Raw genomic sequence first — 12475 nt, 5'->3', positions numbered from 1 at the left:
ATATTCAAAGTTTACCGCAACGGCCTGGCCTTTTTCCCCTAAGGCATTACCGCTAAAGTCATTACTGCGGTTAAAAACTTAATTGCCGGCGCAATCACGTAGTGATCGGCAAATTCAAAAGTATGATACGACATATCGCCGGGGCACATCATTTCATGCAACTTTTCACCGGGGCGAATGCCGACAATTTTTACGGGTAAGTCGGGCGCCATCGCTTGCGCTAAATCGACAATCCGGATTGATGGGATTTTAGGGACGAATATTTCACCGCCCAGCATCCGTTCAAAGTTTTTTAGTACAAAATCAACACCTTGCTGCAAGCTAATCCAGAATCGGGTCATTTCGGCATGGGTAACCGGCAGGTGGTCATGGCCTTTGTCAATAAGTTGCTGGAAGAATGGTACAACTGAGCCGCGGGACCCAACGACATTGCCATAGCGGACTACTGAAAAGCGTGGCCGGGTGCCGCCGGAGATGTTATTGGCGGCAACAAACAATTTGTCGGAGGCCAGTTTAGTGGCACCGTACAAGTTAACCGGATTGGCGGCTTTATCGGTGGATAAGGCAATCACCTTTTCCACGTTATTATCCAGCGCGGCATTAATAACGTTCTCAGCGCCATTGATATTGGTACGAATGCATTCCATCGGATTATATTCTGCGGCAGGCACCTGCTTTAACGCAGCGGCGTGAATCACATAATCGACACCATGCATGGCGCGGCTCATTCGCTGGGCGTCACGCACATCACCAATAAAGTATCGCATGCAGCTGTGGTCAAACTTCTGCTGCATTTCATATTGTTTTAATTCATCACGTGAATAGATGATTATTTTTTTTGGCTTGTAGCGCGCAAGCAGTGTCTCGGTATATTTATGACCAAAAGAACCGGTGCCACCGGTTATTAATATGGTTTTTCCATCAAACATAGCGCGCCCTCAACAAATTTTCTGGCATAGTAGCTGTCGTTGTGACTTTAGCACAAAGCCACAAGCCTAATCTCTAAAAAGCTGGTAGCGTATTTTTACATTACTTTTAGCATAAAGCATAAAGCATGCCTAAACTTAGATTTTTAGTGTTTTTATAATGTTAGGCTAACTTTAGCGCCGTTGTAACCCGCCCGCCAGTTAATTGGTAACTTTACCTCGGATCGACTAAACTATAACCAATTTCTTCGCACAGGTAGTATTGCTATGAAACTGAATAACCCTACCGGTTTAAACAACCTGAATCAGGCACAGTTGCAACAGGAAAGTCTGCTGAAAAAGCTGGCCACAGCACGGCGGATTAACAGTGCTGCGGACGATGCGGCCGGCTTGCAAATTGCCAACCAGCTGAGCAGCAGTATTAATGGTAACGCGCAGGGCGAGCGTAACGTCTACGATGGTATTTCCCTGGCGCGTGTGTATGAGCAGGGCCTGCAAGGCATTAATGATAACCTGGGCGAACTGAACCGTTTAGCCGTAGCGGCCGGCAATGGTATTTATGGTGCAGAGGAGCGTCAGGCGTTGCAAACTGAAGCTGACAGCTACCTTGCCAACATTCAGCAGACTATCGACAATACCGAGTTTGCCGGTAAAAAATTGTTTGGCGCCGATGCGTCAGTCGCCTTTGGCACCGGTAATGGTGCAGTTAACCTGACGACAACCGATGTGCAAACTGCGTTGCAAAACCAAGATGCATTTAATATAGACTTCAGCTCTGCAGCTTCTGCTGAACAGTCACTTGGCCGGATCACTGATGCCATTGACGTGATAGGGGGATTACAGGCTCAGGCCGGTGCTGAAGCGAACCGGTTTGCCAGTGCCGGCAATAACCTGAATAGTCAGCAAATAGCAGAATCTGCAGCCCGCAGCCGGATAGAAGATTTAGACTTTGCCAAAGCAACCAGTGAAAAAACTGCCGCCGATATTCTCAGCCAAAGTTCAACCAGCGTGGCCATGCAGGCCCGGATGCAACAGCAGCAAGCGCTAACGTTGCTAAGCTGATCCCAGCACAGGCTATCGTAGTCAGACGAACGCTATTTTTTTGACAGCTGTCAAAAAAATAGCGTTTAAGGTTGCAAGCGCTGGTTTGCGCAGTACAATGAAATTAAAGCAATAACAATAATGCGGCACAATGGCAGCAAATCCCCCTCTTTATATTGTTGATTTACAACAGCGTCGTGCCGAACGACTGGCGACAGTTCTCAGTTTTATTAATGAACCGCATCAGCTGCTTAGTGACCAGGCGCTGTTGCAGCAATTAACAACAGAGACACCTGCGGTGGTGTTGCTTGGCGCTGTTGGCAGTGCTGAACATGCTGATTTGTTGGTCCGCTTCCCTAGTTGCGCTTTTTTACTGATAGGCGAGCCACTTACGCCGTTACTGCAGTATCCGAATGCAGTTGGCTTGCTGACTGAGCCATTTTCATACAACTCCCTTACCCAGTTACTGCGAGATTGTCAGCAATATCACCGTTTATTACCCGGCCAACGTCAGACAGAAACTATCCTGAAGTTTGATGGTATGGTGGGCCAGACCGAACCGATGCAAAAAGTGCGTTTTCTGATTTCGCAAGTGGCTAAAACTGATGCCAATGTGCTGGTATTGGGCCAGTCGGGGACCGGTAAGGAAGTGGTCGCCCGAAATATTCATTTGCTATCGAACCGCGCCGCCGGCCCGTTTGTGCCGATTAACTGCGGTGCGATACCGGCAGAGCTGCTGGAAAGTGAGTTATTTGGCCACGAGAAAGGTGCCTTCACCGGCGCCATTTCGACCCGCAAAGGCCGGTTTGAACTGGCACAGGGCGGCACCCTGTTTCTGGATGAAATAGGCGATATGCCCCAGCCAATGCAGGTGAAGCTGTTGCGGGTGTTACAGGAACGGATTTTTGAGCGGGTAGGTGGCAGTCAGACCATTAAAGCTGATGTCCGGATCATCGCCGCGACCCACCGCAACCTGGAGCACATGATTACCGAAGGGCAATTCCGGGAAGATTTATTTTACCGGCTGAATGTGTTTCCGATTGAAACCCCGGCCCTAAGTGAGCGATGTGACGATTTGCCTTTGCTTATTCAGGAGCTACTGAACCGCCAGGCTGCCAGTCATCAGACCCGGATCCGCTTTACTGAGCGGGCGCTGGAGAGTCTGAAACTGCACAGCTGGCCGGGCAATGTGCGAGAGCTGGCTAATTTACTGGAGCGAATGCTGATAATGTATCCGGACCAGGTAGTAGATGTCTCGGAGCTGCCACAAAAGTATTGTTATCTGGACATAGACAGTTATCAGCCTGAGTATCCGGAAGCGTTGCTTGAGCGCGATATGCTCAATGACTTGTTTGCCGCGAGCGCGGACGACGCTGAAGACGATGTCGCCGCTGACAACAGCAATACAGCGCAAAATACTAAAAGCCATAGTGGTATTGCCGTGAGTTTGCCCCAGCTTAGTGATATCCCGGCAGACGGCTTCGATTTAAAAGAGTACCTGGCTGAACTGGAAGTGCAGCTGATATCCAATGCTTTGCAACACCATGATTATGTGGTGGCCCGCGCTGCTGAAGTGCTGGGTTTGCGCCGGACCACCCTGGTTGAAAAAATGCGCAAATATAATCTTGGCCGGGATGAGTAGTGGCTGCCTGTCAAGCCTTTGACGGCGCATAATGTTTTTTAATGAGCATAATCAATAGTTTAACCTTGGCATAATCTCTGCATCAACTTTATTATTTGCAGTAAGGTCAGGTACTATGCCCAATGTCAGCCATTTTACGTCGAGCAATACCGCGCAAGCGCTAACTCAAGCTGCATTTTGTCCGCAGGAGCTAAGCAGCATGGTTAGTCAGGCCTTGGCGGGCCTGCAAAGTGATGCCGACCATCGGCTGCAGCATATTATAAATGTGCTACCTGCCGGGGTGGTGCTACTCAGCGGCAGAGGCATTGTGTCAGAAGCTAACCCGGTTGCAACGACCATGCTGGGCCAACCTTTATTGGGCCAGCCCTGGCTTGAAGTAATAAACCGTTGTTTTGCGCCGCGCAGTGATGATGGCCTGGAAGTGTCTTTAAAAGATGGCCGTCGGGTTAAACTCGAAATCAGTCCACTGAGCCCGGAGCCAGGCCAGCTTATTGTACTGACAGATCTGACACAGACCCGCCAGTTGCAAAGCCGCTTGGCTCATTTACAGCGCTTGTCTACCCTTGGCAAAATGATGGCAACTCTGGCTCATCAGATCCGCACGCCACTGTCATCCGCCATGCTATATGCTGAAAATCTGGCAAGCAGTAAGCTTACTCCTGTATCACAACAACAATTTCAACAGAAATTACTGGCACGACTGCATGACTTAGAGCAGCAGGTCAACGATATGTTGCTATTTGCCCGTGCCGGCACAGCCCAGGCGGTGCAGCCCTTTACCTTGCAAAGTTTACTGAATGAAGTAACGGCTGCAGCCGAGGCATTGCTGCAGCAGCATCAGGCACAGCTGACCATCAGTACCCGCTGTCAGGATGTGTATTTACTGGGTAATCTCAGCAGTCTGGCCGGCGCCATTAATAACCTTATTCAAAACAGTATTCAGGCGATGAAGGGTGGCGCTCATATTCATATTTCAGCGCAGCAACAAGGTACCAATTTACAATTAACCATTACCGATAATGGCCCGGGCATTGCTGCTGATTTACAACCGCATATATTTGAACCATTCTTCAGCCGGCAGCCCCAGGGCAGTGGTTTGGGGCTGGCCGTGGTACAGGCCGTGGTGAACTCGCATCAGGGAAATGTGCAGTACCTGCAACGCCCTGATTGCGGTGCCTGCTTTGTTATTAATTTACCCATTCATTTTTCTGAACCAAACAATCCGCAAGCTAATTCTTTAAGCAGAGGTATCGAATGACTACAGCTACGCCAATACTGATAGTAGAGGATGACGCCGGGTTACGTGAGGCCTTGTGCGACACACTGAGCCTGGCAAATTATCAGGTGTTTAGTGCTGACAGTGCCGAAAGTGCCTTGTTGCTGCTGAAAAAACAGCGGGTACAATTGGTGGTCAGCGATGTGCAAATGGGCGAGGTCTCCGGGTTAACTTTATTAAAGACCTTACGCCAACATTATCCACAGTTGCCTGTACTAATGATGACCGCCTATGCCAACGTGCAGGATGCGGTTGAGGCCATCCGGCTTGGCGCCGTAGACTATCTGGCTAAGCCTTTTGCGCCTCAGGTATTGCTCAGCACCGTCAGCCGTTATGTGTTAGCCGAGCAAGCTAATTCGGCGACGCCTGTGGTAGCGGCACCGGCCAGCATAGCACTACTGGAGCTTACTGCCCGGGTCGCCCGCTCTGAGGCCAGCGTGATGATTTCCGGGCCCAGTGGTTCCGGTAAGGAAGTACTAGCACGCTATATTCACCAGCAATCTGGTCGTGCGCAGGGCCCGTTTATTGCCATTAACTGCGCTGCTATTCCAGAAAACATGCTGGAATCCACCTTGTTTGGTTATGAAAAAGGCGCGTTTACCGGCGCGATTGCCGGCTGTCCCGGTAAGTTTGAGCAGGCACAACACGGTACCTTATTGCTGGATGAAATAACCGAAATGGATTTAAACCTGCAGGCCAAATTATTGCGGGTATTGCAGGAGCGGGAAGTTGAGCGGCTTGGCAGCCGTAAAACCATCAAGCTGGACGTGCGGGTGCTGGCTACCAGTAATCGCGATTTACAGCAGGCTGTCGCTGAAGGCAGCTTCCGCCAGGATTTATTTTTCAGATTAAATGTGTTCCCGTTAAACTGGCCGGCGCTGGCCGAGCGGCGCGAAGATATACCCCCGCTGGCAATGCACCTTATCAGCAAATACTGCCAGCAGCAGGGGCGGGCGGTATTGTCGCTCAGTGACAGCGCAAAGCAGCTGCTGCTGCAGCATAGCTGGCCGGGTAATGTCCGTGAGCTGGATAATGTTATCCAGCGCGCGCTGATTTTATGTCAGGGAGAACAAATTACCCCGGCAGATATCCTGTTATCAGCAGATTCAAACACCGCCACTGCCATGTCCGACAGCCAAACTGTGCCAAAATCTATGGCACAGCCCTCAGCTGAAATAGCAGCAGCCCCGTCAGTACTAACACCTCAATTGCCAGCAGATACCGCGGTACCAGAGGATTTTAAAACTGAATTACACGAGCAGGAGCACCGAATTATTCTGGCAACGTTAAAAGCCTGTGCTTATAAACGCAAAGCGGTGGCAGAAAAGCTTGGCATAAGTGATCGTACTTTAAGGTACAAGCTAGCCCGGATGCGGGAATCGGGTATTGAGTTACCGGCCTGAGTAGCCTGCCTACAACGATTGAAAAGCCAGCATGCTGGCTTTTTTTGTATATAAATCATAACTATAAATGTGGCATAACTCCTGCTTAGTTACCTTGTGGCCGACCGCTGGCAATTTATTGACACCGCGTTGCTGAACCGGCTCCATTTATCAGGCTGTTGTAAACAAGGCTTTATTTAACAAGGTACCGTTATGAACATTAAAGGTCAGGCGTTATACGCCCAAATGCAATCGATGGCCAGCCAGGCCCGCAGTGTGTCGGCCGAGATGAAACCGCTTAATCAGCTGACGGAGGTCAACCCCAGTCAGTCTGAATTCAGTACCTTATTTAAAGATGCGTTGAAAACCGTTAATAACGTGCAAATGGAAGCCGGAGAGCTGAGAACCCGGGTTGAAATGGGTGATCCGAATGTGTCGCTGGTCCAGGCGATGATTGCCGCGCAAAAATCGTCACTGGCGTTTGAGGCAACAGTACAGGTACGCAACAAAATGGTTGAAGCGTACAAAGACATTATGTCAATGCCGGTTTAAGGGGTAGCACGTGGCAGATAATCAATCGACAGAGCTGGCAATTAGCCCTAATGATTACAACAGCTCAAATAATTCTGAAGCTCAGGAGCAGAAATCCGGGTTTCTCGGGGCGATTGGCGGCGTAGATATGATGCGTCAGGTTACCCTGATGGTCGCCCTGGTAATTTGTCTGGTCATTGCCGTATTAATTTTCTTCTGGGCCCGTCAGGCCGAAATGCGCCCGCTGGGCACTTATGCTACGCAGGAGCTTATTCAAACCCTCGATCATTTAGATGCGCAGCAAATTAAATATCAGCTGGAAGGCAACGTGATTTATGTACCTGAAGATCAGTATCAGGCGGTAAAACTGGGTTTATCCCGGGCAGGCCTTACTCAGGAGCCTTCAGCAGGAACCGAGTTTTTATTGCAGGACAGTGGTTTTGGTGTTAGTCAGCGCCTGGAAATGGAGCGGTTAAAGCACAGCCGTGAACAACAACTGGCCCGCACCATTGAAGAGCTGCAAAGTATTGCCCGCGCCCGCGTGCTGCTGGCTATTCCGAAAGAAAATGTGTTTGCCCGTCAGGCCGCCTCGCCGTCTGCGACCGTACTGGTTACTGCGCGTGGCGGTACCGTGATTCGCGACAGCGAAGTTGATGCTATTGTTGATCTGGTTGCCTCTGCCGTGCAGGGCATGGAACCGTCTAAAGTAACAGTCAGTGATCAGAGTGGCCGGCTGCTGAACAGTGGGTCCCAGGATGGTAGTGCTGCCCGTTCGCGTCGCGAGCATGAATTGCAGCGCGCCCGGGAAGATGAATACCGCCAGAAAGTCGACTCTATTCTGCTGCCGGTGCTGGGTTATGGTAACTATACCGCTCAGGTTGACCTGATGCTGGACTTTACCGCTGTAGAGCAAACCCAGAAACGTTTTAACCCCGACTTACCGGCTATCCGCAGTGAAATGACTATCGAAGAAAGCAGTGTCGGTGGCAGCAGCGGGGGGATTCCCGGCGCCTTGTCTAACCAGCCGCCACTAAATTCAACTATTCCGGAAGAAGCGGACGATGGTGCTGCAAGGCCGGTTATCCCGGGGCGCAATCACAAAGAAGCCACCCGAAATTACGAGCTGGACACCACTATCAGTCATACCTCACAGCAAAGCGGGGTTATCCGCCGGCTGTCAGTGTCGGTAGCGGTGGATTACGAGCCTGGTGAAGCCAATGCCGATGGTGTCACGGTACCTCAGCCCCGCACGCAGGAAGCACTGGCCAATATTCGTCGCTTGTTACAAGGTGGTATCGGTTTTGATGCCCAGCGTGGCGATACCATCGAAGTCATCTCTGTGCCCTTTGTCCGTGAAGAACTGTTTGAAGAGCCGGCGCTGGCAATTTATCAGGAAGAATGGTTTTTACGGATCCTGCGCTTGCTGATAGGTGGCCTTATTATCATTGCCCTGATGCTGGGTATTGTGCGGCCGATGCTGAAAAAACTTATCTATCCTGAACAAACTGATGATGCCTACGATGATAAAGCCCTGAGCAGTGGCTTAGATCTGGGTGATGACACCATAGATATGCTAAATTCAAGTTTTGATGAAAACGCAGTGGGTTTTGCACCTGACGGCACCTTAATGCTGCCAGACCTGCACGGCGATGAAGATTTACTGCGGGCGGTTCGGGCACTGGTCGCCAATGAACCTGAGTTATCCTCTCTGGTAGTGAAAAACTGGTTGGCTGAAGATGAATAATATAGAAGAAAAACCTACGTTTGATGTTGGTAAGCTGGATGGCGTTGAGAAAGCAGCCATTCTGCTGCTCAGCTTATCAGAGGAAGATGCCGCCCAGATTTTAAAGCATCTCGAGCCTAAACAGGTACAGAAAGTCGGCCTGGCAATGGCGCAGATGACGGATTTAAATCAGGCGAAAATCTCAGCTGTGCATCGGTTGTTTATTGAGCAGATTCAGAACTTCAGTACTATCGGCTTCCAGAGTGAAGAGTTTATTAAGCGGGCGCTGACCGCCGCACTGGGTGAAGAAAAAGCCGCCAATCTGATTGACCAGATTGTGCTCGGTGGGGGTGCCAAAGGGCTGGATTCGCTGAAGTGGATGGACTCCAAGCAGGTGGCCAATATTATTCGTAACGAGCACCCGCAAATCCAGACCATAGTGCTGTCCTATCTGGAGCCGGAGCAATCGGCAGAAATTTTATCGCAGTTCTCAGAGAAGGTACGGTTGGATTTAACCATGCGTATCGCCAATCTGGAAGAAGTGCAACCTGCAGCATTACAGGAATTAAACGAAATTATGGAAAAACAATTTGCCGGTCAGGCGGGTACTCAGTCAGCGAAAATGGGCGGTTTAAAAGCGGCGGCCGATATTCTGAATTATCTGGATACCAATATGGAAGGTCAGCTGATGGATTCAATCCGTGAGCACGATGAAGAAATGGCCCAGCAAATTCAGGACCTGATGTTTGTGTTTGAAAATCTGGTTGATGTTGATGACCGTGGTATTCAGGTGTTGTTACGGGAAATTCAGCAAGATGTATTGATGAAAGCCCTGAAAGGCACCGACGAGAATTTAAAAGAGAAAATTCTGAAAAATATGTCAAAACGCGCAGCTGAACTGCTGCAGGACGATTTGGAAGCGATGGGGCCGGTGCGGGTCAGCGAAGTGGAAACAGCGCAGAAAGAAATCTTATCTACGGCCCGCCGTTTATCAGATGCCGGTGAAATTATGCTCGGTGGTGGCGGTGGCGAAGATTTCTTATAAAAACCCCGCTGTAACAGGCAACGGAAGACGTGATGACGAAAAGCGCATACAGCCGTAACCGGCCATATTCACCGGACCCTGCCGCAGCAGAGCAGGTTAAGCACTGGCATACCCCGGATTTAACTGCTGAGGCCCGCAGTCAGGATACCCGCACTAATGCCCTGAATATGCAGCAGCCAGAAGCCCGGGCAGCAATGGCTGAAGCGGCAGAAGAAGAGTTAGTGGTTAAACCCCTGACCGCAGCAGATATTGAACAAATGCGCCAGGAAGCTCATGACGAAGGCATGTTGCAGGGCAAAGAAGAAGGCTTTGCCAAAGGTTACAGCGAAGGCCGTGAACAAGGCCAGCAAGATGGCTTTAAACAGGGCCTGGCGGAAGGTAAGAAACAAGGCTTAGCCGATGGTGCGACAGAGCTTGATACCCTGCGGGCGGAGTTAAGTGTATTACTGAGTCAGTTACAACAGCCACTGGCAAAAATAGATAGCCGGGTAGAGCAGGAGTTGGTGCAGCTTAGCCTGGCCATGGCCAAGGCAGTGATCAACGTCGAAGTGACCACGAATCCAAAAGTTATTCTGCAGGCCTTGCAGGAAGCGGTTAATGCGCTGCCACTGCAAAGCAGCAACCTGGTGATAAAACTTAACCCGGCAGATGTAGCCAGTGTTAAGCGTCATTACAATGACACAGAATTAGCAGAGCGCGGTTGGCAGTTGCGGCCAGAGCCCTTGGTTGAACAAGGCGGTTGTCTGGTTGAAAGCACCAGCTCCAGTGTCGATCGCAGTTTAAATCAGCGCCTGCAAAGCAGCCTGGAGCACTTTTTGCAAGCTTCAGAGACGGCTGATGCCGCAGTAAGTGTTAAAGCATCCGAACCGGCAGGACCTGCTCAATCAGCGGACAGCCTGACAGAGCATGCTCAAGCAGAGGATACTCAAGCAGAGGATACTCAGGCAAAGAATGCTCAAACACAGGATGCTCAAACACAGGATGCTCAACCAAAAGAGTCGGGGTCACATGACTGACAGCACCAGCTTGCTGCAACGGCTGCAACAGCAACAGCAGTATATCCACCCATCATTGCCTGCGGTATCCGGCCATCTGGTGCGGGTAGTCGGCTTAACCCTGGAAGCCACGGGCTGTCGGGCGGCCATTGGTCAGCCATGTCTGGTCGAAAGTGCCCGCGGTGCTATTCTGGCTGAAGTTGTCGGCTTTGCCAACGACCGGTTATTTTTGATGCCGCAGGATGATATTGCCGGCGTAGTGCCGGGTGCCCGGGTTACCCCGGTTATTCAATACAAGGGTGTGCCGCTGACATTAAATTTACTGGGACGGGTGATTGACGGCGTCGGTAAACCGCTGGACGGCAAAGGGCCGATTAACGCCACTGAATTCAGTAAAGGCAAAGGTAAACCGATTAACCCGCTACTACGCCGGCCGGTTAAACAACCGCTGGATGTTGGGGTACGGGCAATCAACAGCATTATAACCGTAGGCAAAGGCCAACGGATGGGGCTATTCGCCGGCAGTGGTGTCGGTAAAAGTGTCTTACTTGGCATGATGACCCGCGGTACTGCCGCCGATGTCATTGTGGTTGGGTTGGTCGGTGAGCGGGGCCGGGAAGTCAAAGAGTTTATCGACGAAATTCTGGGCGAAGAGGGTAAGGCACGATCAGTGGTGATTGCCGCACCGGCCGATGTATCACCGTTAATGCGTTTAAAAGGCTGTGAAACTGCAGTGCAGGTTGCCGAATACTTTCGTGATCAAGGGCTTGATGTATTACTGCTGATTGACTCTATCACCCGCTATGCCCAGGCGCAGCGTGAAATCGCCCTGGCGGTTGGCGAGCCACCAGCCACCAAAGGGTACCCGCCTTCGGTTTTTGCCAAATTACCGGCGTTAGTGGAGCGGGCGGGCAACGGTACCGGCCACCAGGGCTCGATAACGGCTTTTTATACCGTGTTGTCTGAGGGGGATGATTTACAGGATCCGATAGCAGATGCTTCGCGGGCTATCCTCGATGGCCATATTGTATTGTCCCGCGCGCTGGCGGACAGTGGCCATTTTCCGGCAATAGATATTGAAAAGTCTATCAGCCGGGTTATGCCAGCCGTTACCAGTGCTGAGCATCAGCAACTTGCCCGCACAATAAAGCAGTTGTATGCCAGCTACCAGCAAAGTAAGGATCTGATTGCCATCGGCGCTTATGTGCGCGGTAGTGACCCGTTATTAGATCAGGCCATTGGTTTGATGCCAAAAATAAAAACTTTTTTACAACAGGGTATGCAGGAAATTGTACCTTACGATGACAGCCTGACGGCGCTGAGCCAGGTAATGCCTGCACAGCGAATGGCCGGCTAATGGCAACTCACCGCTTTAGTTTAATTATAAAAGTTCAGCGCGAACGCGAGGACAATCTGCAGGCGCAATTTATTAAAGCCCAGCAATATTTTCAGCAGGCAGAGCAAAAGTATCAGGGACTGGCAAATTATCGTACCGAATATATCCAGCAGAGCCAGCGCCAGGGTAGCCAGGGCTTGCAAAGCCGGCAGTACAGCCAGTATGTCAATTTCATTGGTAAGCTGGACCAGGCACTGATCCAGCAAGCCAGAGTCGTGCACCAGGCAAAGGCGGCGGCAGAGCAACGCAAACAAAGCTGGCTGAAAATGCAAACAAAACGCAAGGCGCTGGAGCTGTTAGTCGAGCGGGCAGATAGCGCGGCGTTGCAGCTGCTGGAGCGGCAACAACAAAGCCTGAGTGATGAGTATGCCGGCCAGCAATTTTATCGCCGGCAACTCAGCCAGGAGCAGTAATAGTGATTATTCTTAAAACTGGCGCGATTTTTGTATTAAAACATCAGTAATACCGCAATCAGTAAGCGGTAAGCAGTGAATAATCAGCACAACCAGGAGATCCAG

The 12475-nt window shown here is 50.7% G+C and carries 11 protein-coding genes; 10 read left to right on the top strand and 1 reads right to left on the bottom strand.

Going from position 1 to position 12475, the window contains the following annotated elements; genetic code table 11:
- Positions 1-38 precede the first annotated feature (38 nt).
- Positions 39-929 carry a UDP-N-acetylglucosamine 4,6-dehydratase (inverting) gene (gene pseB / locus KG631_RS12635; protein WP_214000063.1) on the bottom strand — a complete coding sequence of 297 codons (891 nt, stop codon included), beginning with the start codon at positions 927-929 and terminating at the stop codon, positions 39-41.
- A gap of 264 nt (positions 930-1193) precedes the next feature.
- On the opposite strand from pseB, the gene KG631_RS12630 reads away from it, so the two are divergent.
- The 10 genes from KG631_RS12630 (at position 1194) to fliJ (ending at position 12370) form a co-directional block, all read left to right on the top strand.
- Positions 1194-1988, top strand: coding sequence for a flagellin (locus tag KG631_RS12630; RefSeq protein WP_214000062.1), 795 nt, complete (start codon positions 1194-1196; stop codon positions 1986-1988).
- A gap of 130 nt (positions 1989-2118) precedes the next feature.
- Complete coding sequence (locus KG631_RS12625; RefSeq protein WP_214000061.1) at positions 2119-3609, top strand: sigma-54 dependent transcriptional regulator; 1491 nt, start codon at positions 2119-2121, stop codon at positions 3607-3609.
- 115 nt (positions 3610-3724) lie between these two features.
- Positions 3725-4867, top strand: coding sequence for an ATP-binding protein (locus tag KG631_RS12620; protein ID WP_214000060.1), 1143 nt, complete (start codon positions 3725-3727; stop codon positions 4865-4867).
- The gene (locus KG631_RS12615) at positions 4864-6288 is read left to right on the top strand and encodes a sigma-54 dependent transcriptional regulator (RefSeq protein ID WP_214000059.1); all 1425 of its coding nucleotides are present in this window, start codon (positions 4864-4866) and stop codon (positions 6286-6288) included. The genes KG631_RS12620 and KG631_RS12615 overlap by 4 nt, the downstream gene beginning before the upstream one ends.
- 192 nt (positions 6289-6480) lie before the next feature.
- Positions 6481-6819 carry a flagellar hook-basal body complex protein FliE gene (gene fliE, locus KG631_RS12610; protein ID WP_214000058.1) on the top strand — a complete coding sequence of 113 codons (339 nt, stop codon included), beginning with the start codon at positions 6481-6483 and terminating at the stop codon, positions 6817-6819.
- 10 nt (positions 6820-6829) lie between these two features.
- Positions 6830-8542, top strand: a complete 1713-nt coding sequence (fliF, locus tag KG631_RS12605) for a flagellar basal-body MS-ring/collar protein FliF (protein WP_214000057.1) — start codon at positions 6830-6832, stop codon at positions 8540-8542.
- Complete coding sequence (fliG, locus tag KG631_RS12600) at positions 8535-9566, top strand: flagellar motor switch protein FliG (protein ID WP_097112244.1); 1032 nt, start codon at positions 8535-8537, stop codon at positions 9564-9566. The genes fliF and fliG overlap by 8 nt, the downstream gene beginning before the upstream one ends.
- Before the next feature lie 32 nt (positions 9567-9598).
- Positions 9599-10582: a flagellar assembly protein FliH gene (fliH, locus tag KG631_RS12595; protein WP_214000056.1), complete on the top strand. Its 984-nt coding sequence runs from the start codon at positions 9599-9601 to the stop codon at positions 10580-10582.
- Positions 10575-11918: a flagellar protein export ATPase FliI gene (gene fliI / locus KG631_RS12590; protein ID WP_214000055.1), complete on the top strand. Its 1344-nt coding sequence runs from the start codon at positions 10575-10577 to the stop codon at positions 11916-11918. Before fliH ends, fliI begins: the two co-directional genes overlap by 8 nt.
- Positions 11918-12370 carry a flagellar export protein FliJ gene (fliJ, locus tag KG631_RS12585; RefSeq protein ID WP_214000054.1) on the top strand — a complete coding sequence of 151 codons (453 nt, stop codon included), beginning with the start codon at positions 11918-11920 and terminating at the stop codon, positions 12368-12370. Before fliI ends, fliJ begins: the two co-directional genes overlap by 1 nt.
- Positions 12371-12475 lie beyond the last annotated feature (105 nt).

It is taken from the genome of Arsukibacterium sp. (assembly GCF_018402695.1).
Classification (GTDB): Bacteria; Pseudomonadota; Gammaproteobacteria; order Enterobacterales; family Alteromonadaceae; genus Alishewanella.
This window is presented reverse-complemented; position numbering and strand designations above follow the sequence as displayed.

What these genes read in the sequence shown, in the direction of transcription:
- KG631_RS12630 (WP_214000062.1), top strand. Translation starts at nt 1,194, where the DNA reads ATGAAACTGAATAACCCTACCGGTTTAAACAACCTGAATCAGGCACAG.
- KG631_RS12620 (WP_214000060.1), top strand. Translation starts at nt 3,725, where the DNA reads ATGCCCAATGTCAGCCATTTTACGTCGAGCAATACCGCGCAAGCGCTA.
- fliH (WP_214000056.1), top strand. Translation starts at nt 9,599, where the DNA reads ATGACGAAAAGCGCATACAGCCGTAACCGGCCATATTCACCGGACCCT.
- pseB (WP_214000063.1), bottom strand. Translation starts at nt 929, where the DNA reads ATGTTTGATGGAAAAACCATATTAATAACCGGTGGCACCGGTTCTTTT.
- fliJ (WP_214000054.1), top strand. Translation starts at nt 11,918, where the DNA reads ATGGCAACTCACCGCTTTAGTTTAATTATAAAAGTTCAGCGCGAACGC.
- fliI (WP_214000055.1), top strand. Translation starts at nt 10,575, where the DNA reads ATGACTGACAGCACCAGCTTGCTGCAACGGCTGCAACAGCAACAGCAG.
- KG631_RS12615 (WP_214000059.1), top strand. Translation starts at nt 4,864, where the DNA reads ATGACTACAGCTACGCCAATACTGATAGTAGAGGATGACGCCGGGTTA.
- fliE (WP_214000058.1), top strand. Translation starts at nt 6,481, where the DNA reads ATGAACATTAAAGGTCAGGCGTTATACGCCCAAATGCAATCGATGGCC.
- fliG (WP_097112244.1), top strand. Translation starts at nt 8,535, where the DNA reads ATGAATAATATAGAAGAAAAACCTACGTTTGATGTTGGTAAGCTGGAT.
- KG631_RS12625 (WP_214000061.1), top strand. Translation starts at nt 2,119, where the DNA reads ATGGCAGCAAATCCCCCTCTTTATATTGTTGATTTACAACAGCGTCGT.